Below are 25,293 nucleotides of genomic sequence, written 5' to 3' on the forward strand. Positions count from 1 at the left end.
AAAGGTCGAAACATCACCCGACAAGCCGCTCTTCAACGGTGCTGAATTAATTGTTTTGCGGGGGAGATTGACGCCATGGCGCCATTCAACAAAGATGGCTCGCCTGCACAGGAGTGCAGCCATTCAGGCCGACAAAATGGATAAGGGAATGTGATGAAACCGAAGTGGATCAGGGCCAGAAAAAGAGAGAAGAAGCCATGCCCTGGCAGCATGCTACAGACCGGAATGCTGCTGTTCAGTGCCACCTGTGGCGCGACGCTCTTTTTGGCAGCATGCAACAGCAACTAGAAATGAAAAAGCCCGCTCGATTGAGCGGGCTTTCCGAATTTGGCTCCTCCTACTGGACTTGAACCAGTGACATACGGATTAACAGTCCGCCGTTCTACCGACTGAACTAAGGAGGAATTGTGGTGCCCAGAGACGGAATCGAACCGCCGACACGGGGATTTTCAATCCCCTGCTCTACCGACTGAGCTATCTGGGCAACGGCGCGCATTAAACCCTTTCTGGACTGGGGTGTCAACCTTGTAGCCCCAGTTTTTGGCCTGTTTTTGCATAGGGTGAACTAAGTGGCGAGATAGTGTGCAAGGAGCCCCTGACTCAACACCCGGATCCGGTTGTCGGCAGGTTCTGCTATCGAGGATTTTTCCCTTTATAGAATTGCCTTTTCGCTCTCTCACACATTCGGTTCCTCCAACAAGTGAGCCCATTTTTTGTCAAAAAACGGATGAACTAACCTGCATGTTTTTTGTACGCTGAAAAGTTACCAGAAATTGACCAGACAAGGTTTGCTGTGTCGCTGCCTCTGTACCTCCGGTCGTCAGCTCCTCAGCGGCCCTGTGAAGAAGAGAAGTGATGGTGTTTCGGCGGGGGAACTCAAATTTATTGTGACAAAAATCACAAAAACTCAATCTCGATTACACCTCTTTTTGAGCCTCAAATGACGATTTTTGCTTTGTGGGCGTACACAGATCCCCCTGAAGATAAGGAGCATTTGTCGTTAGAAGCACAAAGTCGCTCTCCAGAAGGCGATCTGATGTTCGCCTCCGAATCGCCTTCATATGGCTGCCTTTAGGGTCCTCAACTACAAACAAATTCATTAAATATCAATAATATGGCTGCATTTGGTGCTGTTGTGATTTGAGGGGGGATATGCAAAAACTTTCCAGTCACCGTCATCCCGGCGGTTATGGTTAGAGAGGTAGTTGTGAGCAGCGAAGTGTCAACGCCAACTGCTAAACGCAGGCTGGGGTCGTGTGGAGAACACGTCTCCAAACAAAAAGAGGTGAAAGACGAGTACGTCCCTTGGCTCGCATGGGTCACATATCAATCTGGTGCCAGGGTCGGCTACTTCAATGTGCACAGAAACAATCAGCGTTATCGGTTTAAGATCGCGAGCACCAGTGAGGCTAGCCTCAAAGTGATACGCGATAAAGCACGTAAACTGATGGCGGAGCTCATCACAGATCCGGATGGATTCAAACAAGCCTATCGCGCTAGTTTATCGGTAGAGCGCTTCATTTATGATGATTACCTACCCGCAGTGCAGGAAACTCATCTTTCTATCAGGACTATTAAGTCCCGTATAAAGCCAATCGTGGCAGCTTTAGGGCACAAGCCACTGAACCGTGTCATTCGTGATGATATCGAGCGCTTTCAAGCGGAGCAAGCTAAAACCAAATCTGTTGCTACGGTGAATCGCTACCTAGCACAGATCAAGGCTATTGCGACCTTCGCAGTGGAGCGCGGCATACTCAAATCGTCTCCCGCAGCAGATATCCCCGCCAAATACGAGCCTGTCCTGCCTCCCAAAGGCTTACCCGATGAGGCAGTCAATAAGCTGGTCGCTCGCTTGATGGAAGACATTGACGAGGAAAAGGCTCGTCTGTTGCTGTTCCTGTTCGCAACGGGCTCCCGGATGGGAGAGGCCAGGGCTCTAAAGCTGCAGGATTGTAATCTCACCACTCAGATCGCTTATCTACCGACGAGTAAGTCTGGTCGAGAAAGGCTTATACCGCTTAATCAGTTCGCCCTTGAATTGGTTCAGCTTCAGCGCCAGCGCCATGGCACGACTGGCCTGCTGTTTCGTGGCCAGGACGGTGTCTCTCAGATTTCCGAACCTCGGCGGTATTGGTACCGGGTCTGCAATGATTGTGGGCTATCAGAGGTACGCATCCACGATGCCCGTCATACCGTCGCTACTTCACTGCTGAACAAGGGCTGTTCGCTTGATGTACTGCAAAAAGTCCTAGGCCATAGCTCGCCGAGGATGACCGAGCGATACGCCCGCTACCACGATAAGACGCTGGTCAAGGCCGTCGACGCACTACACACCGTATGGGACCTCCCCAACCTCACCTGCTAACAAACTTTAGGAGATGGGGGAGGGAGACTCCCCCATTAAGAATTATGAGTCTTTCAAAAACAAATGATAACTGCAAACAGAAACGTTTATGTTCTATTGAAGAGTCCCTAAATGGGTCTACAGGAGACCCCAATAGTGCTGGTCAGGGTGTATCGCCGACAGGTTCGGCATTAGGCCCCATTCAGGAAGCATCCGCGTCAGAATCGGTGCCTGTCTCTGCTATCGCTCCGGTAGTTCAGCCATCAGAGTCAGCTTTATTAGTATCCAGCGAACCCTATTGCAGCCATCAAAACTTAGCGCTGCAAGAACTGGCGCGTATCCATCAGTGGTCTCAAGAAGCGGCCTATCTGGCATCAGAAGAGGGGCTAGCCCTTAATCAGGGAAAGGGTTCTTCTGAGCGTCCCGTCAGGTCGGATGGTACTCATCTGTCGTATACCATTGATGAACTCCAAACATGGATGAAATCCAGTCTGTTACCCGAGCACTACGTTGTTAGCCCTGACCTGAAAGTGGTGAACCTTGAAGGAAGGAAGCCCGTTGAGCTGTTCGATACGTTAATCCTTCCGCTCAATTGCATTATTGATAATAACAATCAGTTCAAAGGGTTGGTGTTGGTCTGCATTGGCTATGATGGTAAGCCACATGTCTTTACAGTCCTGCTTGATGATGTCCTGCATGACTTGAAAAGGGTCAAGGTCCAGTTGGGTGAGCTACGTGTTGGGTATTATGGTCATGACGATCGGCAGCTTTCTCGGTTTATGAACCACTGCTCAAGATGGAACTCAATTGAGCCAATTTATCGCATTGAGCAGGCTGGATTTATCTCTGGAAAGTTGATCTATATATCGCATGAGACCGTGCTACAGCGGAACATTGGAACCCCGGAAACCAAGCTCAGCTATCAAATCCGTAAAGCATTGCCGCAACTGAGAGCACAAGGCACCTTGCTGGAATGGCAAGAGCATGTGGCTGGGCCTGTCCGGCAGCTCCCTAACATGATTTTTCCGATTTTGGCGATGCTTGGGAATGTATTGTTGAACCTCCTGAAGGAGGGGACGGTTATTGTTCACTTGCATGGGCTCAGCTCAGGCGGCAAGACGACTCGGGCGCAGATGGCACAGAGTGTCGTAGGACGAGCTACTGACCCAAGCAAAGATGGTGGGTCTGCTATCAGGAAGTGGCATGGCACGACGAATTGGCTGTTTGCTGTGGCAAAAAGTCACCACGGTATGGGGTTAGTACTGGATGAGCTTGGGTCACACAACAGCAAAAATTTCGACGGAACCATCTATGCCCTATCCAATGGGAAAACCAAAGGAAGGTGTGAAACGGGTGGGGATGAGAAGGAGGATCAAGACTCAGCCATCCTCTGTATTATATCCACTGGTGAACTCAGCACAGATGACTATCTGAGGAAAACGGGTGGCAGCGCCAATTCCGGTGTCTATGTGCGGATGCTCAACATCGAGGTTCACCCCGATGATGCGAAATTGCCCGACGAAACCCTGGCCCAAGCCAAAGCCCGGATTGACCAACTCAAAGCGGCCTGTGGTCAATACTACGGCACAGCCCTTCCGGCTTTGGCACAAGGGCTGTTGAACTTGCCGGAGGCCACTTCTTATGAGGCTTTGCAAGAGTTAGTTCGCAACCGGGTTCATGAGTGTGCCGAGCGCCTGATGCAGATGGTCAATGGCGCGATGGATTCACCTCTGGTTCGTCGTGGCCTGGATTTCTTCGCTATCACGCTGGCTACCGGCTTGTATGGTATCGAGCTGGGTGTGTTGCCCTATACCGAGAATGAGGTGGAGGCCGCCGTGCTTGAGGGTGCCAATCGCTGGGTTGCGTCCTTGGAGGAGCAACTGGATGACGTCACCCGAGCCGCTACCCAATTCAAGAATACGGTAGCGCTCCAACGACATAAAATTCACCTTGGCAAGCCAGCCGTTGTAACGAGGGAGCTCCTAGGCTTCATAGAAGGCGAACGGTGTTACATCTTTAAGGAGCAGTTCGACAAACTGGTTCCGAGCATGGGTGAAGCTGTTAAAGCATGGTTGTTCGATAACCAGTATCTTGAGAGGTATGCACCAGACCGCTATGTAAGAAAGATCAAGGTAGCGGGTGTGGATAGTGGCGTTTACTCGTTCTATTTGAATCGATTGTTTGGCAGTACTGGTGAGGTCGTCAGTAGCCATGCCGGAGAGAGTGACAGCCTGAAGGGGTCGCTGCCAAAATGCGAACCATCAAAGCGAATTTTTAGCCGATTCTCAAACAGCAAGGCGGGCAGCATCAGCGCCCCCCCCACATCGGAAACACCGGAGGAGACGACACACATCGAGCAGTTTTAAGAGTAAGGGGGGCCAGTGCGAACTGGCCCCTTTGCTTTTATGGAATCCGGTGGCAAAAGCAGGCAGCAAGGGGAGGAACGTTTTAGCAGGCCGAGAAGGCCAGGATGATCTTGTTGCGGAGGTTTGGAGGGCGGCGCAGCCAAAACGGCTCATTGGGTCGCTAAACCGCGATACGGGTGCCTCGCCATGCGGGGATTACCCCGGAATTGCTCACTGGTGTGATCTCAGCCGGTGCTGTCGAACGGTCCAAAAAAAAAGCGGCCAGTAGAACTGGCCGCTTTGTCGTTACGAGCGTTTCGTGGCAGATATCGCTCACAGGAGTCAACTAATGACCAACTAACATGTACGCGTTGACGTTATCGATACACTTCATATCCGGCAGGAACGCGGTCTTCATTATCGACTTCCTCTCGGGATTCACCGATCACCCGGTTCACCCGATCCCAGAAAGCCTGGCCATCCGTTTCGGTCAGGCCGTATTCCTGCTTCACCTCGCGCTTTGCGGTGGACTCTTTCATCTGGATCATTTTACTCATGCATCACTCCTTGGATTGCTACTGCTTGATGGTTGACGACAATGTGAAACAGCGGCGACAGGTGGTGTCGCGGCATGTCAGGCGGTGTCGCCAGATGTATAAACTGGGATCTTTGTCACAAATGGATCAGGGCGGAGCCTGACTCATCAGGGTCAATAAATGGCGTAAATCACGGACGATCTGCTCATGGATAAAACCGGGTGAGATCACGGTCAGTCCCGGCATCCAGGATTTGATGACAGGCAGAATTTGATTGGCATCGAGCACGCGACTACTCAATAACAGCGCACCGTCATCCAGGGTTTTGACAATCTCTTGCTCAGGCAGCAACGGGCGGTGCTGAAAGTTGATGGCGATGGCGGCACTGGCCTTGAGGAGCACCTCGATCATACCGGAGCGCCAGAGCGTCGGGTCGGTATCGATCTGTCGTTGAATGTACGCGTCACGGGTGAAGGTCTGTTGCGATAGCTCAACCAGTGTGATGTTGCTCAACGGATAGGCTTGCAACCGCCCCTCGCTGACGCCGACCAAGTGCCAGGTGCCCTTGTAGTTGACGAGCTGATAGGGGCTAAACAGCTGCTTGCGCTGGTCTTTGGTGATGAGCCAGCATTGCAGATGGTGGGTCAGTGCCTGCTCTAATACCGGTATCTGGTGGACTAGTAAGTCGGCTGATTGACCATCGAACCCCTTGATAGCGAAGAGACTGGGGTTGCCTCTGTCCAGCAGTTGACCCAGACGATGTTCACTGGCGCGGGGGAACAGGTCGGTGATACCAAGCTGTTCGGCCAGCTTTCGCAGTTTTTTGTCGTTCTTGTGATTGAGAAACTCAGGCTCCAGCCAGTATTGCTGGTTGCGGTGCTCTATCGGTAGATAACTGAGGCGTTGATTGAAATCCCGCTGCAGGGTGCGCACGGTGACGTTGTACTCGGTGGCCAGATCACTCAGGTGCAGCTTCTCACCGCTGTAGAGGCGGGTGAGGAGCATACCGAGGCGCTGAGCAATCTTGTCGTGTTCGTGCATACCATCAAGCAAGGGGATTAACCGTGTCGCGGATTATCCAAACAGACCGCGACACGGCGTGACGAATTGGCTGGTAGGTAGTTTTTCGCAAAATCCATCATCGGCGATGGGCTTTTGTCATCAGGTGAGGGGTTTTGTTATCGACCGGCGAGAATCGGTTGAGTGGGCCAGGAAGGCCGGTTCGGTTGTTGCTGCTTGCCCATGGCGGGGCTTATTTGAGGCTATTTAGCCGCTTAACTGCGATACCGGTATCTCACCGCTGAGGGAGATACCGGGTTGCTGCTCACCTTGATAACTGAGGAGGGGTTGACTCCAGAGCTATGCCGCAACAAGTGTGTCTTCAGTCCGGCAAAGTGGAATATCGATTAATCCGGTGTTGGTTTGCCGAGGAATTGGTGTGGACGAACCTGTTTTCGCTCAGAGTGTAATGACTGGGAAGCTATCAATTTTGAAAGCGTACAAAGAATAGTACAACATGGTGGTTACTGCTATTGAAATAATAGCCAAAACAATAGAAAGACTGGAGTGGGAAGCTGATTAATTGGCAAAGAACGCTTAATGGTTATATATGAATAGGTATTATTTTAATTGATTTCTCTCTCATGCCATTCAAAATTAAAGATAAAGATAATGCAAAAACAGTAACCTAACATGCATTTAATTTAATTTAATTTAATTTAATTTAATTTGCCTATGTAAAATGACCTCATGCCTATATTGTTGCTTGAGTTAATTCGGCCTACCTATTTCAAATGAATGTGAGAGGAAATGATGATAAGGCAACATAGTTTTTTTGCATATAAACTTTATTATCAACCTATAGTTGATATATCCCACCGGCGCCTAATAGGCGTTGAAGCCTTGTTAAGAGTTAAAGATTTAGATGGCGAATTTATTTCTCCATTCAGTGTGGATTGCGGTCGCAGGTTTATTTCAAGAATAGAGAATGACGATGTTTTCTTTGCAGAGTTTTTGTGTCACTTTGAAAATGACATAAAATTAGCACAGGATACTTTAGCTTGTGTTTTTCTTAATGTATCCATTGGTAATATTTTTGATGGCACATTTTTGAAATGGTTAAAAAATAGCAAATTAAAACCGGAAAAACTCTGTATTGAATTAGTGGAGAGACGACATATTGAATGGAATAATGAAAATGTTTTTCATAAATTCAGGAGGGGTTTGATTGAAATTAAGGGGATGGGTTGCAAATTAGCATTGGATGATTTTGACCCTGCCCGAGATGCAGAACTACTAGATTTTTTACAACATGATGAATTCATCGATTATATAAAAATTGAATATGATTGCTATATGAAGTACAAGTCAAGTGATTTATACTATTGGACGCATACTTTAGGACTTGATTGTGAGAAAATCATTATAGAGAAAATAGAGTGCGAAATGTTTATCAAAGCTTTACAGGATACTGAATGTTCAAAAAACAATAGTAAATTTCAGGGTTTTTTCTTCACCGAGGCACTGGAATATAATAAATGCATAGCGTGGATATCAAACTACAAGCCTCTTAAGTTCTAAATAAATATGGGGTATGCCAATGAGCTTTCACTCTAATAGAAACTGAATTTATAAAACCCTCCCCCTCACTCATTAGCGATAGCAATACATCATATTACTAATATCGCCCCTGGTTTTCTAGGCACTCTATTGCTACTCAGGTAGAGTACGTGAGCGCGATAAACAAAATAAACACCAAGTGACGGTCTGTTAGATAGCACTGAGCTAAATAGTCACTTGGCGCTGAAAAAACGTGGTTTGTTGACTCACTTAGGCAAAAACACCTGCAGTCTCCACGTTACTTAATATTCGATTGGAGATAATAGTGAAATTTAGTACGCTATAGGTTTTTTTGCAAAATGGCGCCATATTAATAATGCTATATCAATAGAGATGAATATCATTTCAACTAAATTGCCCAAAAAATATCAGCAAACGCATCAAAACAACAAGTTCATGTATTGAGTCCTCAATAATCAAAACATTGACAATTGACCTACCCGATGAAGGACATATATTTTCATGACCGGCGAGTCCCATAAAACTATGTCGCCTAGTATTCCTTTCCTTTCAAATATAACAAATGACATAATTAATGGCATATCTACATATTCTATTAAAAAAGAAACAAGGTCAAATGATGCCATTTTATTACCACCTAAATAACCATCAGCACTTGAAATATCCACCGGGATTAACAATACTGTGTTTCCAATCTTACCATATATGCTATCAATAATTATGATCTTATTGGTTTTCTTGGACAGGTAAACTTTTTTCATCAAACCAGAGAAACATGTCATATATACAACTCGCTCTGAATCTTCAGCTGCACCTGTAAAGTTACACCCCACCCCATTTATGAATGGATATACTATATATAAAGCACAACTAACGCAAAGGATATATAACCATTTTTTTTGCCGTACTATTATACCCATAAATATACACCCTATATTCACTATTAATTGTCTTTAGGTATGTTTTTATTTCTTTTTTTTCAAAATCTGTCGGTGTGCGAGTGCTACAAAATGTTTTACCGTCAATATTTTCACACCTAGTAAATTTTTGATGTAAAAAAAACACAAAAGAAATAGACATCAATAGAAAGAACGATATCCTTTTAAAAAGGGAGACAATATCGCACCTTCCAACCGCAAGAACTGATGGAGGATTAACATTCACGTCTATGTTATTATCTTCATAATCAAAAACAATATCCTCAACAACAACGATATCACTTCCATTCACTCCTATAAATTGATATCCATATCCATGTAATGTTTTTATTTTTACACTACTATCTCGAGAGCTTAATAGTTTTCTAATGTTTGCTATAGCTACTATCAGTGAAGAAGGGGCTACAACTTTATTACCCCAGCCAATTTCAAGCAAATCACTTTTGGAAAGTTCCACTCCTGCATTCTCTATAAAAAATAGCAATAATATAAGTTCACTACTCCCTAATTGCCCAACATACTGCTCAGAGAAAAAAATGCGTCCAGAGGTTCGTTCGACATGCCACATAAACATTCCATTATTTTCATAAAACACATGTTAATCATCACACTTCATTCTTTCTCTCATCTATTACAGGTCTGTGATGAAGATCAAGTGCATATACGGGGGGTTAGTTGTCATCGATGACAAAATAAATCCTAAATACATTTAATATCGGTATGAGTAAATGCTTAAAATCGTTACTACTTAGTAAGTTACGTTTCACATGAATATGTAGAGCTTTATTTTTGTATATCTCAGGATGTTGTATCCCCCATTTCTGGCAGACCTCCAACTGACGCTCTATTAAAAATATAAAATCATCAATTTCTATGCAATTAATATTGGACACTTTAGGTAAAAGCTCATATCCTTCAATAGTAGCATCAAGATTTACTATTGGATTTAGTGTGATGTTCCACACGCTTTGCAGATGTGTTTTTTCTTTTAGCATAATAGCCCCCATTTCTAACGGAAATAAATTCTATATTTTCATTTAAAAAAACCAACCTGATATTATGTATATAAACCCCCAGACTAGAATTTGAAACAGAGTTACCTTTCCAAACGTGCTCCACAATTTCATTCTTATCTATATGCTTACCATAGTTAGACATGAATAGACAAAAACCACGAATAAATCTATCATTGTTCATTACAGAGTTTTCATTGATGAACGTCTCGCTAACAACATCATCTCTTAAAGCCAATGAAATTATATATTCTTTTTTTTTTACAATCACAACAGCTATTGCTATCCTTACATATAAAAATACTCATTCCTCATTGCCCCGCTTTGGCGTTGGTGGGATATGGATGCACAAAATTAACATATCTGGATTATAATCAACTCCACCCTAGGGCAATAATAATTTATAATAATTTATAATAATTTATAATAATTTATAATAATTTATAAATTATTATGGCATTTTTGAGTTGACAAAGAAATTTGATTTGATTTAAATCACTTATCAGTTTTTTTTGAAAATAAAAATAAAGTGCATCTGACAAGTGGGGTTACATGAAAACCATACGTGCTCTTAGTCTATTCCAACTGACTGCTGATACAGGAAGCCTCTCTGAAGCAGCTCGTCGGCTGAACATCACTCCAGCAGCAGCTAGCATGGCGTTAAAGAAACTAGAAAACGAATTGGGAACATCTTTGTTCTTACGCTCAACCCGAAGTATGCGATTAACTGAAGAAGGATTGATCTACCTAGAGCACAGTCGACGAGCTATGCAGCTACTTACCGACGCACGTGAGGCTATACAAAGTGGGGCAACGACACTACGTGGTAAGTTATTGTTGTCGATGCCATCAGACCTTGGGCGAAATGTTGTCCTACCATGGCTCGATACGTTTCAACAGCGTCACACCGAACTAAAATTACACTTGTTGCTCACTGATCACCGCACTGATATCTATCGCCAAGCGGTCGATGTTGCCTTACGCTACGGACTTCTTCCAGACTCATCCCTAGTTGCCTTACCCGTAGCCCTCCACAATCATCGGGTCCTCTGCGCATCCCCAGCCTACATTGAGCGCAATGGTGCCCCCAATTCCCCAGAAGAACTGTCACAACATAACTGCCTTATTTTTATACTTGGTGGCTACCTCTATGATAACTGGCGTTTTTTTGGGGTTAATGAAGAATTATCTATACAAGTATCGGGCGATAGAACGTCCGATGACAGTGATATCGTCCGACGCTGGGCTATTTCAGGGCACGGAATAATCTATAAATCCTCTTTAGATGTTGCCCTAGATATACTTGCTGGACGTCTTGTTCTACTTTGTCCAGAATGGCAAGGTGAACATGTACCACTTAACTTAGTTTGCGCTAACAGGCAGAGAATAACTCCTGCACTCCAAGCACTACGTAGTTACCTAGCGGAGCAATGCTCCTTGTTACTTTCAGCAATTGAACGTCTGAGGTAAATAAATATTAGATTGCCCCCTATCTCACACTGCATATGAAGATGCTAAGATCGCGAATACAAATTTCCACGAATGAATTGATGCGACAACATAAAGGTTACGATAATCGACATCGATTGAGGAAACGATATATTTCTGTATATTCAGAACGCTTATAAATAATGATTATTTTTAACGCCAACAAGGATTCGAGCAAACCCCTGACGGCGTTGTTGCCCAAATCAGCCAGCAAGTCATGACTTCCCAAGCCCCGGGTGGCTGCTACACTCGGGGTTGTCTAACGGGCAGACCCAGAGTGTTCAATTTGTTTATAGCGCTTACATACGCCATGACTTCTCCCACTTGGCCGTTGTAGTTACGCAGACTGATTTTCCCCGCCAGCAACGGCTTGAACCGATACATCGCCGCCTCTGCTAGCGAGCGACGGTGATACCCTGATATCTTCTTCCAATGCGCTAGCCCTTCCTTATGCATCACCAGCACCACTTCATTTCTTGGATGTTTCTTTTTCCATAACCCCGCGTTCTTGCGAGGCGGGATACAGGCTGTCTGTAGTGGTCTAATCATCCCGGACACCATTTTAGGTGGTACAGTCGCCACCATGACCTGAGGTGTTCAATGACAAGATTACGTCGCTCATTTACTGCCGAATTCAAACTCGAAGCCGCATCCCTGGTACTCGACCAGGGATACTCTGTCCCTGAAGCCAGCCGTTCACTGGATGTCGGTGAAACCGTACTGCGTCGCTGGGTTCAGCAGCTCCAATCCGAACGCTGCGGCACAACCCCAATCAGCAAAGCACTGACTCCGGAGCAGCAGAAAATTCAGGAGCTGGAAGCCCGCATCAACCAGCTCGAACGTGAAAAGGACATACTAAAAAAGGCTACTGCTCTCTTGATGGCGGACGAGTTCACACGTACGCGCTGATAGACCGATTAAGGGAGCAAGCCCCCATCACTCTGGTCTGCTGCGCTTTCGATGTTCCCACCTCCTGTTTTTACGATTATCTGGCTCGCAGGCGGACGATTAACCGTGAACGTATGCAACAGCGCTGTGAGTTGCGCCGTTTGTTCAAAGAAAGCCGGAACTCAGCGGGCAGCCGCGCCTTGATGTCGATGATGCGGGAGTTGGGGTATCAGATTGGTCGATTCAAAGTACGTAACCTGATGAAGGAAGCCGGTCTGGTATCCAAGCAACCGGGCGCTCATCGCTATCAGGTCGCTCGGTCTGAACGACCGGACATTCCCAATCTGCTGGCCCGCGAATTTGATGTCCAGCAACCCAATCAGGTGTGGTGTGGCGATATCACCTACGTCTGGGCAGGTGGTCGTTGGCGTTACCTGGCAGCGATTCTTGACCTGTACACCCGGCGGGTCGTGGGCTGGGGGATGTCTGATAAGCCTGATGCAGAGCTGGCCATCAAAGCACTTGAGATGGCGTATCAGCAACGAGGTTGTCCGTCAGGCGTGCTGTTTCACTCTGACCAGGGCAGCCAATATGGCAGCCGGGCATTTCGGCAACGACTGTGGCGCTATCGCATGACCCAGAGCATGAGTCGGCGTGGCAACTGCTGGGATAACGCCCCGATGGAGCGACTGTTCAGGAGCCTGAAGTCAGAGTGGCTTCCGGCTATGGGATATATGAGCTTGCGAGAGGCGAAGCGGGATATCAGTTATTACCTGATGGATTACTACAACTGGCGGCGTCCACATCACCACAATGACGGGATACCGCCAGCAAAAGCCGAGGTTCGGCCTAACCAAGTGTCCGGATTTAGTTGACCACTACAGTCGCCCCTTTGCGCGAGATAAGCTGATGGCTGGCTTTGCTGTCATAGGCGCCATCCGCATAAACATGTCCCAGCTTGCACCGAAATGGGTTGAGTAAGGTCGGCAACACCTCGGCATCATGGACATTTTCCAACGAGACTTCCGCCGCCACGATATCATGGCTCACCGGGCCTACCGCCAGATGCAACTTGCGCCAGACTCGCCGTTTCTCGGCGCCGTGTTTTCTGACCTTCCATTCGCCTTCACCAAACACCTTCAGTCCGGTTGAGTCGATAACCAGGTCGGTGATACGCCCATTGGCGGGTTGTCGATAGGCCACCGTCACCGTGTGAGCACGCTTGCTGACACAGCTAATGGGATGGTCGCCCCTCCTAAGCTGGCTGCACCTGTGCCAACGTGTGGGACGATACATTCATCAATGTGAGTGGAGCGATCAACATGAACGTTAAAACTATCGGGAGCGATTTTCCAGATACACGGAGTGAACGAACACGGCAATAGCCTGTTTAACAAGCAGCTCAAGCTGGCACATAATGATCAGCTTTTTTGCCAATCCGCGCACCCTGCTGATCCATGGAGCTCGGGCTGTACTCCGGGTAGCGGAGCACAAGGCGCAGCACGCAGACAGTTGGTTAGCCGGGGTGATGGGGCGGCGCAATCATAACGTGGCCGCCGTGGCACTCGCCAACAAGAATGCCCGCATAGTCTGGACATTGCTTGCTCAGGAAAGAGAATATGAAGCTAATTATGGCGTGGTAGCCTAAACAACAAGTATCCCGCGACACCAACTACGTAGCAACGCTAATAGTAACTGATATCGATCAGAACAACCGATTGTACAGGCAATCATGACGTGATGGCGAGACAGGTCAGACCGTGATGGGGAAAACCAGTGGACTACAGGGCTTTGTAAGAGCTAACAGCTGATAGAGGTTCCCATCAGCGAATTTCATCAGGGATAGAGGCGGTAGCCTCGATCGAAATCCGGATCTATGGCTGCAATCTACACCTGACTCATTTTCATCGATTGAGGGCTTGGCAAACAGGGGCGACCATTTATGTAGTCCGGTGCGCACAGCGGTACATTCATCAACTCGAACAGGGAGTCGAGTAGCCCCTGAATTGCGCGAAGCGTGAGGCTGAAAATCCCCTTGAGCATCAGGAAGGTACAGATGGTCTGGTCAGTATAAAGCTGGCCGCGCCCCCGCCTTCCATGATGGTCGTGGTGAAACCAGTTGCTCGTTGCCTCAGCATCAACCCAGAAGGTGAGTGAACCACGGTTAATAAAAGACTTGTTGTATTTAGGCCAGTTGGTGATGGGGTGAAGCGATGTGCCCATGATGCAGACTTGAAGAGGATTGTGGTAATCAGATCATCAAGTATTCAGTTAGTTCCATTAAAGCTGCATCGATTTGGGCAAGAACGCCACCCAAGGTGGTTTATCTTCGAAAAAGATCCAACGTTGTATGAAACGCGATATCGCCAGGGACTCTACCCTCTGATCGTGGCCGATTTAGCTGACTCAGCACGAGCTTGTTGACATAGGAGCATCAATGCCCCGATAGACCGGTTGTTTCGAATCCTGAATTAAGAGTGGCTTCCGGTAACGGGATACATGAACCTGCAGGAGGCGAAACGGGATATCAGTTATTACCTGATGGATTACAACAATTGGCGGCGTCTACATCAATACAATGATGGAATACCGCCAGAAAAAGCCGAGACTTGGCCTAACCAAGTGTCCGGATTTAGTTGACTAGTACAGTGCACCTCGTCTTATCAGGGGTTTGTTGTACTGTGATCAGTTGGAAATGGGGTGAAGCACTTTGTCCATGATATTGACTTAAAAGGGGATGTGGTGAGCAGATCCCCGAAAGCACTGAAAGTTCCGCGCCAACCATCAGTATTTGGGAAACAACGCCTTACTTGTGTCGCAATGACAAGCCATTTAATTTAATTTAATTTAATTTAATTTAATTTAATTTAATTGCCCTTAGATTAGGGGGGGGGCTAGACTAATAAAAAAGCACTCTCACTTAATAAGGAACTTTATTGTGTTGAAAAAAATGCGCTCTGCCCTTGTTGTTTCAGCTCTTTTAGTTGCTGGTGCAGCTAATGCTGTAGTTGAAAATGGTAGTTTATCTTTTCAATGGCAAGGCACCACGCCAGCTATGCCGGTGGTCCCAGCCACATGGAGATTCGTTGATGCGCTTGGAGCGAGCTATACCCCCACTAATATAAGCCTGAATATGGTTCGTGAGAGTGATGGTTCGTTGTCTGTTAACAGTGCGTCTAATCATTCGTTTTTTGTCGCAGTTGATAATGGCACCCTTAATACACTAGACGCTTATTTGGGTAGTAACCCTACATCTACAGGTTTAGTGGCATCTAGACAACTAGCTCTTGCCGCCACAGCCTCGCCAGGAGTAGATCAAGTAGCCATCCTGATGAATGGTACTCCGTTGAGAGTAGGTTCTGCCAACAAGGTCACAGCGGGTGGAACGGGGAGCCAACGTAGTATTGATATTTCTTTATCTGCAAAAATTGCTCCGTCCAGCTTTACCGAGCGAACAATTATTGGTGTTAGTGCTCCAGTAATTTTTTCAGTTGATATCGTAGGCAGTTGATTACGAATTATGAGCTGAATTTTATATCAAGGTTTGGTGGGGGGAGCCTTGTCGTGAGGGACTCTCCCTACTTTAGATAATATTTAAAATGGTAATAAGGACAGATGATAAAAGCAGTTGTCTTATTGGGAGCCTTGTTTTCTGCATCGCTTATGGCATTTAGTGTTGATAGTATGTTTAAAGTTGATGATGGCAAGGAAGGGCATCTCTTGCTAAAAAACACTACTGGTCGAACAGAGTTTATTAGTATAAGGCTGTCACGTGTTTCCATTGAGAATGAGAAAATTAGAGAACGGCCATTTGATACTTCTGATTTCCTTCGCTGGCCAATGTATCTCACCCCTTCATCTATCATTCTTGATCCGGGTGCCGCAGAGCGTGTGTCTATAGTTCGCGTTAACAAGGATAATAAAGAAGATGTTATGATTGGTATATCTTTAATGCCAGATATACTGTCATCATATGGAAAAAACAGTATGGAATTATCAATTGGCTATAAGGTTTGGTATCTCATGCCAGGCAGCTCAGAGATGCGAGGGGAATTGATAGGTGAGCGTAATAATGAGAATAAATTTTTATTTTTGCGTAATCAGACCAACAAGCATGTCTCGATGACAATAAATTTTTGTGGTGAAGTAAACTTCACTGATGTTAATTGTACATCATCATTATTTATGTTGTCGGGCTCTAATAAAAGTATAGATATTTCAGCCCTTAATAAGGGTAAGGTGAGTGATGTTATTAACATCCGTTACCATGACGCTCTGAAGAAATATGTTAAAAACATTCAAATTTAGAATGCTATCGCTTCGCATCATTTTTTTTCTATATCTTCCAGTATCTGGCTATGCAGCCGAAGAGATGGTGCAGGATGGAAATGTGATCGCAAATAATGAGCGTTCTACTAAATTGGCTGTTATTGAGCGAGAAGTAATAGTTGGAGATGGTAATTATACTGCATCTCATTTTTCAAGTGGTTTGGCTTTCTCAAAGTCGGACTATGCGAGGCAATTAGTACCTGCGCTTGAGAAGGTGACAGTGGAGATACCTTCTATAGCTGAGGGTGAATTTAGTGGTGAATTATCGAGAGCTAGATTTTTGCTACAGAAGCCAGATGAGTTTTCTCAATTTTTAGAAGTAAATGGAATTTCTCAGGTTGAGCGCATTACAAAAGCATTTTCCGCTGGTGTTGAGACTGACCCTAGCTGTAAAGGATTACGTTCTGAGTGTATAATACTGACAGATAGTTTCTCGGTAGTTATTGATTATTATCAGAAGAAGGTTAGATTATTTCTTTCCCCCAGCTGGATAGGACAAGCCCCCACAGAGCCAGAATACCTTTCTGTGAGTGGTGAAAACGTCATAAAAAATAAGCTATCCACCTTCATAAATAAGAGTAACTATTCGTCAACTTTCATGATTGGTAATGAGGGGTACTCTGGTTTTGGGGATGGTTTTTTGTATCACAATCTTGATATATACAATGATGGTCATGCATTAAATGACCTCAATTACACCTGGTTAAGTGATAACAAAAAAGCTCTTATTGGCCGTTCTTTACGAGGTCAGTATTTTAATTATGCTTATGGTAAATCATTTCTAGCTGGAAATATTTTTGAAGGTGTTGTTGTAGGCACTTCAGAACAGTTGAATTTAAGCAAGTCTAATAATAATTTGTCTTTTTATAGCCCGGTCCCCGCTACACTCACAATCCTTAAAGGAGGGAAGGCGATTTTTAAGCAGTTTGTTAATCCAGGTATGGGGAGTCTGAGTTATAACGATCTTCCATTAGGTGTATATCAGGCTGAGGTAGTTATTACTGCTGATGATGGTTCACTTATCCATAGCACACCGACATTTATCATTAATGATGGTTCGATGTTTGCCTCAGATTTTGAGTTTTTTTCTCAGTACGGTACTGTAACAGAGAAATCATTACCTGCTTATGGTGTTGGTGCTTCATTACCTGTGTATTCAGGTATCGCACTCTATTCATCATTGCAGTCTGTTGATAGTAATCCTCATTTATCTGTAGGGGGGGAGTACCGTAATGACCAGTTTAGTGTATCCGCTACGCTGAGGAAAGATAACTTTTCTCGTGGGCATGATGTGACATTCTTACTGCAAAGATTATCGGTCAGTTATGTAGAAGACTCAACTAACAACGTTGTGTTAGTTGAGTCTTCTGAGAATGTGCGGCGGCGACAATATGTAAGAGTAAACTATAATCACTCTATTGGTGAAAGCAGTAATATTGGTTACTCCTATGATCAAACTGACACAAGTTTTAATAAGAGTGAAAGTTATGGGATTCAACTTAACACGCCAATTTGGCAAGGTGTTTTTTTGTCTCTGAACTATGAGCGCAGAGCAGGTAACAATAACGCATATATCAACCTTTCGCTCCCACTTGGGCAACATCTTAGCGGTACATTGATGAACACTTACGATGGTTCTCAATGGCGCACTCAAACCTCAGCTCAATTCATGGATAATTTTAATGATGCATTGAGTTATAATTTAGGCATGACGGCTGGTCTTGAAAGTGATCGGCGTTTAAATAGTGGGGTCACTTACAATGGACAGCATGCAAGCGTTTCTTCAAGAGGCTCGTTAAGTGAGTTTGGTAATAGTTATGGCGTGCAACTGAATTCATTGCAGGTCTTATCTAAAACAGGTATAGATTTCATTAATCCTGATAAGCAAGGTAACCATGATAGTTTTATATTGTTGCCAACTGAAATGAAAGATGACATTGATATCAGTTATAGCAAAATTGGTGATAAGAACTATACATTCACCAATTCTGAACAGTCAGCCATAGGTGTACCTAGTTATGAGAGATATCGAATTAATGCAAAAGTAAAATCAGGTGATTTTGTATTCGATAATTTATCTGACAAAATTAAAGAGAATGTGGATTTAATACCAGGTAAGTCAGTTCGTATTCAGCGAGCTTACAATAAAGTGGTGGATAATATAGTTAAAGTTGAGTCATCGGTAACGGAGTTTCGCTGTGAAGGACGGGGATGCATCTCGCTAGAAAAAATTCAAGATGACCTTTATCGCGTAAAAATGTTTACCGTTGGTGACGTGTCATTGATGTCGGGAAATGATATTTGCTACGTTATTTCTGAACAAGGTCGCGGTGTAAATCAGGGGCGGCTAGTCAGGTTATCTTGTGAAAATAAATAATATAATATCTTTTATATTGTTGTGGTGCAGCTTTAGTGCAGCAGCCCAACATATTTCAAGTGATAAGCAAAGAGTTGAAGAAGACCTAATGCTCAGCGCAACAGTGAATTTAAGTGATGAGGCGTTACTTGGCACTGTGGACTTTGATGTGCGATCACCTTTAAACGAGGTGGCAGTGTGGAATGCAACGAATAGACAATTCAATGATTTAGGCTTAGTGGTTCATATTGAGCGGGAAATGGCAATTCCTTTATTAGTCACAGTCACTAATGATGATTTTCAATGTCGGTTTGGACAACGAGTGGTGTCACGACAGCGTAATGTAGAGTATTTAAGTGAGATTAACTATCAATATAGTGTTCGCAGTAGCGGGCGAGCATTTATCAATAGGCAATATCAAATTTTTCTCGGTGATTGGCAACAAGTTGAGTCGAACAAAGTTGCCGTTAATTTGGATATGAACATACAGTTGCCACGGTTTGATACTTCTTTGTTTAGTACGTTGGCGACGGATGCTGGGAGCTGCTTTGGTGAAGTTCGGTTGCTATTTACATTAGCTCTGTGATCAACGTGAGAGAAAGGACATCAATGAAATTTTTATATGCAATATGGTTATTACTAATATCGATGAGCTGTATGGCTGCAAATGTCACAATAAATGTGGATGTCACTATTGCAAATCAGGAGGTGACAGATATTTCAGTATCTGGACCTGGAGTTACTAATGGAAGATATATTGCAGAAAGTAGACAGATTGAAATAACTGATTCGCATCCAGACCTGGCTGGTACGACGGTAGTGACCCAACAGGCTCAGTATTTTCGTGATAATAGTTTATTTTCAGCACTTATTCGTGGACAGCAATCCAATAGAACGGAAACTATTAGAGGGAAAATGATTTTTTCTCGTATCACTTTCCCAAATGGTGGGGTGGCATATCAGAATGGTTTCAATTCAGGGTGTTCATTGGTGAATCCAGTCACCGGTGGAGAGTTCAGTGGTGGTGTATTTACTATCGAGGCCTATGCTGATTTGGCTCAGAACTGTACTGGTAAAACTCGTGCCTTTTCTCATAATGGAGGGGTGGCTACACTTAGTAATGGTTCGCGACGTTATGTTTTTGATATATCCCCTTTAGTACTTTCAAATACTTTACCGATAGACATTTATCGCGCCTCCTTTACGTATAACGGTATAAGAGCGTTGGGTATAGCAACCCCTGTTAGCACCTTTAATTTAACCATTCATAATAAGTCATATTTTTCTGGACTGACATTAGGTGCAAACATAGTTGATTTCAACGTCAACAATCATAACGAATCCACTGGATTACGCGTGAGTGGTCAGGCATCAACGTCTTTCAATCTGCTTGGCCGTTTTACAGAGCTAGATAGGATCCGAATTGATGCACGTTCAACTAATAACTTCAGACTATCAGGTTCAGGGGGGAGTATACCTTATAATGCCTCCATAGTTTACAGAGGAACAACAATACCTCTTGTTGCTAACGGAGTTAAACAAAACCCAATTATTCTTGAGCCAAATTTAATATCTACCACGCTGAGTGGATCACTAGCGTTTGACTTTTCTGTTCAGGCGAATCAGATAACCAATGGTGTTTTTAATGATACCTTCACCCTTATGGCTGAATTAGTATTGTAATAATAAACATTCGTTCATCCGTATGCTATGGATTGCTTAGCATTCAATTTATGTATGTTTTTATATATTGCTCACTGCATATATAATTTACGATGGGACTGCATTATGTTACTCTCCCCCTGAAACTATATAAAATAGTTTTTGCCGTTAAAAACAAATGTGTCTGTTTAATTTAAACAAGCACTTAGGGAGGGGCATCGCAAGTTGCTCGCGCCTATATCATAAGCAGACTACTTACGTTTAAAATTTTCATTACTCTAAAACTCGAACGTATTTACTAAAAAATCAGCTTTTTGCACCATAACCCTCTTTTGGGGACTTACCTCGCATTTTGGCTACAGCTATTCCATGCTCGTATCATCTGTTTCACTCAAATTGGATTCACAGTGAAACAACATTGCCAATTAGTTGTCGTACTTCCTTATCACCTTGCATCGCGTTTTCACAAAGCCAAACTGGCGCTTGATGTAGTTATGTGATTGACGCCACCACTCAGCGTACTCAGTTTCATACTTAGTCTGACTGCGTTCAATTTGGGAGAGCACCAAGTGAGCACGTTCTGTCATGACAACGCGGTGGCGGAGAACGTTCAAGCGGGAGCGGATCAAAAAGAAGATTTACGCGACAAGGGATGAAGCTAGGAGCGATGTATTTGATTACATCGAGTTATTTTACAACAGCAAACGCAAGCATTGTTCCAATAATCTGTTGAGCCGGATAGAGTTAGAGAGCTGCGACCGAGAACGGCTAGGAAGTGTCTAGATCACTGGTGGCGATTCATGCCATATAGATTCTGTCTTTCCTTTATCCTGTACTTGATGTGAAAGCAAAGTATTAATCGGTATCTCACTTTGCCGCGAGATACCGGTATATCATTTGTCATTCTTCGAATGATGGGCGTTGCGGGGCGGGGGGATGTGAGTCAATGCATCATGGATACAGTTGGCTATTTTCTGGCTGGTCTGCTGCATCCGAGTGTTATGCAGGTGAGCATAACGCAGTGATGTCTGACTGCTCCTGTGCCCTAACTGCGATTGCACGTCAAACAAGGTGCCGCCGTTGGAAACAATCAGCGCAGCGACCGAATGACGACAGGTGTGCAGGCAAACCCCCTCCTTATCTATACCGGCTCGCGCCAGCATCCGCTGAAAACCCTTGGTGGGATTCTGTAATGGCTGCCCTTGCCGCTTGCCGGGAAACAGATAGGGATTTTCCTGTGTCACCGGCAAATAGTTCAACAGCTCCACCGCCATATGGTTCAGGTGCAACACACGGCTATGGCCGTTCTTGGTGTGGGGAATGTATAGGGTCTTGTCCTCCTTGTTGTAGTGCTGCCATTTGGCCCTTGCCAGCTCGGCCCGGCGCAAGCCTGTGAGCAGCAACATCTTGACGTACTGACCGGTATAGAAACTCTCATGTTGATCAGCGGCCCGGAACAGGCGACGGATTTCATCTGGAGTGAAGTAACGTTCGCGCCGATTGTTCTCTCGCAGCAACGACACCAAGGCGGCGGGATTGTCCTTGATCAGTCCGGCACGGGCTGCCCAGGTCATGATGGCCTTGAGCAAAGCTAGGACGCGATTGCAGGTGGCCGGAGTGAGGCGCTTGAGCAACATCTGTTGCATGTTCTGGATGCGGGTAACGGTGATCTCTTCCGGGATCAGATTGCCGAAGATTGGCCGTAGGTGATTACGGAAGCGATGTTCATCCGTCTTCCAACTGCGATTTCTCGATTGCAGATAGGGCAGATAGTCCTCCTGAAACAAATTGCTCAGGGTCTTCTGGTTGCGCTTGTCCTCCTTGGCTTGTTGCGGGTCAACGCCTTCGGCGATCTTGCGTTTGTAGTCGAGCGCGAGCTTACGAGCCGCGCTGACATCCAATGTGGGATAGTGCCCGAGGGCAATGGCCCGCTTGCGCCCGTGTATCTGATAACGCAGCAGGAACTTGCGGCGGCCTTCCCCTTTGCCCACCAGACAGCGCAGACCGGTCACGTCGGTATCGGAATACTCCGCTTCGGTACTGCGAGCGTCATCTGGGTTAGGGGGTAGATCGGCAATTCGCCGGTTGGTAAATTTAAATCGGGTAGGTGTTTCGTTCATGGTTCGCTCCTCAACATGTGAGCTGGTTAGACACGGCATAGGCCCCCTTCACAGTGGAAAGGAGGCTTAATCCCCGTCTCTGGCTTGGCGGTTGAAGTGGTCGTTGCTTGGCCTGACTGGCCCAGCACGATGACAACGCGGGAAAGGTGAGTGAGCAGATGACCTCCCCGGTCGCTACCCGGTCCGATCCCGTAAAAATGCTACCGAGCCCCGTGTCCGCCCCGCACGAACAGGGGAAAACGGGGTTGGTTTTTCCCTTTGAGTGATTGGGCTTTTCCATCTCAACCCCGTAACCCCGCGACATTCGCGGGAGTAATGGGTGAGTTAATGAAGAGGTCGGGTTGCCCCGCGCATTCACGGCGAGCCCCGTGCCCGCCCCGCACAAACGGGGAGAAACGGGGCGCGTTTTTCCCTTATAGAGACTGGGTAAATCGACGCCAACCCCGTGAACCCGCGAAATTTGCGGGAGTAACAGGGGGGGAATTATTCAGTGGCTACCCTGATCGCGTAGACACCCAGCGACAGGTAGGCGAGGAAATTGCCCTCCCATAATTCATAGAACTCACCCAACTCAGACAACGGCACCACATGCGCATAGGCAATCAGCCCTTCCTGGCTTGAGAAGTCAAAATCGACCTCCTTAGCCAATTCGGCATAGTCACCCATGCCGACATAGGAAAAGTCCGTCATATAGACCAAGGACCATAGATTTCCTCGGCGTTGCAGACGGATTTCCACCGGATGAAAGCCGCCGGTTTCCGGGCCATAACCCGGATCACGAAAGTTCATTGTTACAGCTCGGGCTTGGTGCCATGTGGGATAGTGCCTGTTCAGCAGGTCGGTTAGACATACTGCGAGCCGGGATGAAACCGGCAGGGGGAGTCCCTGCCAGTTCAGTGCTATGTCACGGTTGCTCATTGTTGGGCCTCCTCACTGGCCGCCGGGTCTGCGGTTTCAACTTCACCCCCTGTCTCATCCATCTTGTCTGACAAACCGGCTTGGTCGTTGGCTGTTTCCAAAAACGGGGGCTCATTGCCTTTCTCGATGGTTATCTCATCGGTCGTGTCATCTTGGTCCTTCTGTCCCTTGGCTTTTCCCTTGCGAGCCTGTTTATCCATATTGGCCGGTTCATCCAGCTGAGTAGACCAGTCGCTGAGGGATAGGCCGACCCGGTGGAACGGTGAGTTGGGCTCGGCGGCGACCAGTAACTTTTCAGCCCGCAGGATGGCGGCGAGGAAACCGTGGTTATTAGCACTGCCTCGAACAAACAACGCCTTGAGCGCCACCGATTTGAATGGAGCATCCTTGAGGATGTCCAGCAGAGCCAGGATGTCATCGAGCGATAACCAGTGTTTGCTGAACAGGCCACCCGTGTCGTTGGCGGTAATGCGAAGGGCGTAGCGACCTTCATCGTTCTTGCCCACGTCGTAGTGCAGCAAACCACTGGCCCGTGCGCTGATCTTCGGGGCCTTAGCAGATTTAATAACAGTCCAGACCGGAGCAGCAGAGGCTGCCGGTTGTGTGGCTTTAGCCATGTTGAAATTCCTTCTGAAGGGATTACTTGAAGAAGTCAGCCGCTTTGCTGCGATGACCTTGATGGATGTGACTGCCTAACGAGGCAATGGCACCGCTGATGACCCCCAGGTCATCGGTAAGACCGACGCCGGGGATAAAGTCCGGTACGGCATCGACCGGACAGAGCAAATAGGCGAGTGCGCTGACCACGATGGTCTTGACCCACACAGGCGTCTGCTCGTCGGCCATCAACAGGTAGAGCAAGACGGCCTGCTCAACTAGCAGCTTCATGCCCTTGATGTGCTTGAGCTTGGCGAGTAGTGAGGAGCGGTTGATCTCTGTCATGCGGCCCACTCCCCATCCCAATCTGACGCCAGCGCCAGACTGACCACGCCATCGCAGATATCCAGGACCGGACCCGCGTTCCGGGCGGTGACGTTCAGCAACTTGAACACCGGATGGTCTTTATCGTGCAGCGCCACTTGCGTGCCCTCCAGAGCAATCCAGCTCTCCGGTAACGGCAACCAGTAGACGGCCTGCTCGGCGCTGTCCGTGGTGAAGCTGCTGTCACCCATTTCCCACATCTCTTCAAAGACGCCGTTGTCCAGGTCATGGGTGGCCTGACCGGAGAAGCGAGCAATCGACAGCACCAACTGCCCTATCTGAGTCGAGGGCAGTTGGTGCAGGGTGTAGGTATTGGTGTGACTGAAGATGGCGACCAATACCGGCAGACCGGGCATTGGCAATGATTCCGGTACATAACGACCGTGGATGCGGATGGCTTTGACCAGTTGATGATGGCGCAGCAGTGCCCGCGACAGGGTATCCAGATAATCCTGAGTCGCGTTTTTGCCTTCGCCAATGGCATCGAACAATGAAAGTTCAGACATGGAAGTTCTCCTTGGATGTTCCCGGACCGGAATGGTCATGGTTTATCCAGGGATTCATATATGTTTGAGGATTGGGCTTTTACGGGAAGGGGGGGGCAGGCAATCAGGATGAGCAGCAATTGATAGCGGGTGAACGGTGGTTTTGAAAAGGGCTATGCAGCGAAAGTGAGAGCTTCCCGCGTGTCGGTGCTGCCCATCATCCTCTAATGCGGATTAGTTTGTTGATCTTGCTCAGAAAACTACCATTCCCCTCTTTTGTGTGATCTATCTGGAGCGCTAAGATAATCGT

At 46.3% G+C, this 25,293-nt stretch carries 20 protein-coding genes, 2 tRNA genes and 7 pseudogenes; 14 read left to right on the plus strand and 15 right to left on the minus strand.

The window, feature by feature from the left end; genetic code table 11:
* Positions 1 to 328: 328 nt before the first annotated feature.
* Both I6L47_RS09345 and I6L47_RS09350 read right to left on the minus strand, forming a co-directional pair.
* Positions 329 to 404, minus strand: a tRNA-Asn gene (locus I6L47_RS09345).
* Between the two features lie 4 nt (positions 405 to 408).
* Positions 409 to 484, minus strand: a tRNA-Phe gene (locus tag I6L47_RS09350).
* A gap of 723 nt (positions 485 to 1,207) precedes the next feature.
* Here I6L47_RS09350 and I6L47_RS09355 point away from each other — a divergent pair.
* Together I6L47_RS09355 and I6L47_RS09360 are read left to right on the plus strand one after the other, a co-directional pair.
* The gene (locus I6L47_RS09355; protein ID WP_216949171.1) at positions 1,208 to 2,365 is read left to right on the plus strand and encodes a site-specific integrase; all 1,158 of its coding nucleotides are present in this window, start codon (positions 1,208 to 1,210) and stop codon (positions 2,363 to 2,365) included.
* Between the two features lie 44 nt (positions 2,366 to 2,409).
* Positions 2,410 to 4,710 (plus strand): DUF927 domain-containing protein, encoded by a 2,301-nt coding sequence (locus I6L47_RS09360; protein ID WP_216949173.1) that lies wholly within the window; start codon positions 2,410 to 2,412, stop codon positions 4,708 to 4,710.
* A 356-nt stretch (positions 4,711 to 5,066) separates the two neighbouring features.
* On the opposite strand, the gene I6L47_RS09365 is transcribed toward I6L47_RS09360, so the two are convergent.
* A complete protein-coding gene (locus I6L47_RS09365; protein WP_029304370.1) occupies positions 5,067 to 5,246 on the minus strand; it encodes a hypothetical protein in 180 nt (59 codons plus the stop codon).
* A gap of 126 nt (positions 5,247 to 5,372) precedes the next feature.
* A complete protein-coding gene (locus tag I6L47_RS09370; protein ID WP_213393003.1) occupies positions 5,373 to 6,266 on the minus strand; it encodes a YafY family protein in 894 nt (297 codons plus the stop codon).
* Between the two features lie 332 nt (positions 6,267 to 6,598).
* Between I6L47_RS09370 and I6L47_RS09375 the strand changes: the two are divergent.
* Both I6L47_RS09375 and I6L47_RS09380 read left to right on the plus strand, forming a co-directional pair.
* Positions 6,599 to 6,804: pseudogene (locus I6L47_RS09375) on the plus strand (hypothetical protein); the annotation flags it as partial.
* Positions 6,805 to 7,034: 230 nt separating this feature from the next.
* Positions 7,035 to 7,805 (plus strand): EAL domain-containing protein, encoded by a 771-nt coding sequence (locus I6L47_RS09380; RefSeq protein ID WP_216949176.1) that lies wholly within the window; start codon positions 7,035 to 7,037, stop codon positions 7,803 to 7,805.
* 455 nt (positions 7,806 to 8,260) lie between these two features.
* Here I6L47_RS09380 and I6L47_RS09385 read toward each other — a convergent pair whose 3' ends face one another.
* From I6L47_RS09385 to I6L47_RS09395, 3 genes are all read right to left on the minus strand, one after another.
* A complete protein-coding gene (locus tag I6L47_RS09385) occupies positions 8,261 to 8,725 on the minus strand; it encodes a hypothetical protein (RefSeq protein ID WP_216949177.1) in 465 nt (154 codons plus the stop codon).
* A complete protein-coding gene (locus I6L47_RS09390; protein ID WP_216949179.1) occupies positions 8,676 to 9,311 on the minus strand; it encodes a helix-turn-helix domain-containing protein in 636 nt (211 codons plus the stop codon). The genes I6L47_RS09385 and I6L47_RS09390 overlap by 50 nt, the downstream gene beginning before the upstream one ends.
* A 359-nt stretch (positions 9,312 to 9,670) precedes the next feature.
* The gene (locus I6L47_RS09395) at positions 9,671 to 10,027 is read right to left on the minus strand and encodes a helix-turn-helix domain-containing protein (RefSeq protein WP_216949181.1); all 357 of its coding nucleotides are present in this window, start codon (positions 10,025 to 10,027) and stop codon (positions 9,671 to 9,673) included.
* 281 nt (positions 10,028 to 10,308) lie between these two features.
* Between I6L47_RS09395 and I6L47_RS09400 the strand changes: the two genes are divergently transcribed.
* Positions 10,309 to 11,226 carry a LysR family transcriptional regulator gene (locus I6L47_RS09400; RefSeq protein ID WP_216949183.1) on the plus strand — a complete coding sequence of 306 codons (918 nt, stop codon included), beginning with the start codon at positions 10,309 to 10,311 and terminating at the stop codon, positions 11,224 to 11,226.
* A gap of 261 nt (positions 11,227 to 11,487) precedes the next feature.
* On the opposite strand, the pseudogene I6L47_RS09405 reads toward I6L47_RS09400, so the two are convergent.
* A pseudogene (locus I6L47_RS09405) lies at positions 11,488 to 11,775 on the minus strand (IS5/IS1182 family transposase); the annotation flags it as partial.
* A 69-nt stretch (positions 11,776 to 11,844) separates the two neighbouring features.
* On the opposite strand from I6L47_RS09405, the gene I6L47_RS09410 reads away from it, so the two are divergent.
* Positions 11,845 to 13,007 (plus strand): IS3 family transposase gene (locus I6L47_RS09410; RefSeq protein WP_216947903.1). Its coding sequence is split into 2 segments (ribosomal slippage): positions 11,845 to 12,100 and positions 12,100 to 13,007, totalling 1,164 coding nucleotides; the frame shifts between segments, so codons are not numbered across the junction.
* Positions 13,008 to 13,017: 10 nt separating this feature from the next.
* Here I6L47_RS09410 and I6L47_RS09415 read toward each other — a convergent pair.
* Positions 13,018 to 13,368: pseudogene (locus tag I6L47_RS09415) on the minus strand (transposase); the annotation flags it as partial.
* 205 nt (positions 13,369 to 13,573) lie between these two features.
* Between I6L47_RS09415 and I6L47_RS09420 the strand changes: the two are divergent.
* Positions 13,574 to 13,780 (plus strand): annotated as a pseudogene (locus I6L47_RS09420) (IS110 family transposase); the annotation flags it as partial.
* Positions 13,781 to 14,076: 296 nt separating this feature from the next.
* Here the strand turns inward: I6L47_RS09420 and I6L47_RS09425 are convergent.
* Positions 14,077 to 14,355, minus strand: a pseudogene (locus I6L47_RS09425) (transposase); the annotation flags it as partial.
* Between the two features lie 213 nt (positions 14,356 to 14,568).
* Here I6L47_RS09425 and I6L47_RS09430 point away from each other — a divergent pair.
* The 7 genes and pseudogenes from I6L47_RS09430 to I6L47_RS09460 form a co-directional block, all read left to right on the plus strand.
* Positions 14,569 to 14,772: pseudogene (locus I6L47_RS09430) on the plus strand (IS3 family transposase); the annotation flags it as partial.
* Positions 14,773 to 15,070: 298 nt separating this feature from the next.
* Complete coding sequence (locus I6L47_RS09435; RefSeq protein ID WP_216949185.1) at positions 15,071 to 15,643, plus strand: hypothetical protein; 573 nt, start codon at positions 15,071 to 15,073, stop codon at positions 15,641 to 15,643.
* A 104-nt stretch (positions 15,644 to 15,747) separates the two neighbouring features.
* Positions 15,748 to 16,440 carry a hypothetical protein gene (locus I6L47_RS09440; protein WP_216949187.1) on the plus strand — a complete coding sequence of 231 codons (693 nt, stop codon included), beginning with the start codon at positions 15,748 to 15,750 and terminating at the stop codon, positions 16,438 to 16,440.
* Complete coding sequence (locus tag I6L47_RS09445; protein WP_216949188.1) at positions 16,418 to 18,838, plus strand: TcfC E-set like domain-containing protein; 2,421 nt, start codon at positions 16,418 to 16,420, stop codon at positions 18,836 to 18,838. The genes I6L47_RS09440 and I6L47_RS09445 overlap by 23 nt, the downstream gene beginning before the upstream one ends.
* Positions 18,825 to 19,403 carry a hypothetical protein gene (locus I6L47_RS09450; protein ID WP_216949189.1) on the plus strand — a complete coding sequence of 193 codons (579 nt, stop codon included), beginning with the start codon at positions 18,825 to 18,827 and terminating at the stop codon, positions 19,401 to 19,403. The genes I6L47_RS09445 and I6L47_RS09450 overlap by 14 nt, the downstream gene beginning before the upstream one ends.
* A gap of 71 nt (positions 19,404 to 19,474) precedes the next feature.
* The gene (locus I6L47_RS09455) at positions 19,475 to 20,500 is read left to right on the plus strand and encodes a hypothetical protein (RefSeq protein ID WP_216949190.1); all 1,026 of its coding nucleotides are present in this window, start codon (positions 19,475 to 19,477) and stop codon (positions 20,498 to 20,500) included.
* Between the two features lie 560 nt (positions 20,501 to 21,060).
* Positions 21,061 to 21,262, plus strand: a pseudogene (locus I6L47_RS09460) (IS3 family transposase); the annotation flags it as partial.
* Between the two features lie 110 nt (positions 21,263 to 21,372).
* Here the strand turns inward: I6L47_RS09460 and I6L47_RS09465 are convergent.
* The 5 genes from I6L47_RS09465 to I6L47_RS09485 form a co-directional block, all read right to left on the minus strand.
* Positions 21,373 to 22,599 carry a site-specific integrase gene (locus I6L47_RS09465; RefSeq protein ID WP_216949191.1) on the minus strand — a complete coding sequence of 409 codons (1,227 nt, stop codon included), beginning with the start codon at positions 22,597 to 22,599 and terminating at the stop codon, positions 21,373 to 21,375.
* A gap of 483 nt (positions 22,600 to 23,082) precedes the next feature.
* Positions 23,083 to 23,517 carry a DUF2787 family protein gene (locus I6L47_RS09470; RefSeq protein WP_216949192.1) on the minus strand — a complete coding sequence of 145 codons (435 nt, stop codon included), beginning with the start codon at positions 23,515 to 23,517 and terminating at the stop codon, positions 23,083 to 23,085.
* On the minus strand, positions 23,514 to 24,134 hold the full coding sequence (locus I6L47_RS09475) for a hypothetical protein (RefSeq protein WP_216949193.1): 621 nt from the start codon (positions 24,132 to 24,134) through the stop codon (positions 23,514 to 23,516). The genes I6L47_RS09470 and I6L47_RS09475 overlap by 4 nt, the downstream gene beginning before the upstream one ends.
* A 22-nt stretch (positions 24,135 to 24,156) precedes the next feature.
* Positions 24,157 to 24,459, minus strand: a complete 303-nt coding sequence (locus I6L47_RS09480; protein WP_029304363.1) for a YkvA family protein — start codon at positions 24,457 to 24,459, stop codon at positions 24,157 to 24,159.
* On the minus strand, positions 24,456 to 25,004 hold the full coding sequence (locus tag I6L47_RS09485) for a hypothetical protein (RefSeq protein ID WP_216949194.1): 549 nt from the start codon (positions 25,002 to 25,004) through the stop codon (positions 24,456 to 24,458). The genes I6L47_RS09480 and I6L47_RS09485 overlap by 4 nt, the downstream gene beginning before the upstream one ends.
* Positions 25,005 to 25,293 lie beyond the last annotated feature (289 nt).

Source organism: Aeromonas sp. FDAARGOS 1417, from assembly GCF_019046985.1.
Classification (GTDB): Bacteria; Pseudomonadota; Gammaproteobacteria; order Enterobacterales; family Aeromonadaceae; genus Aeromonas; species Aeromonas veronii.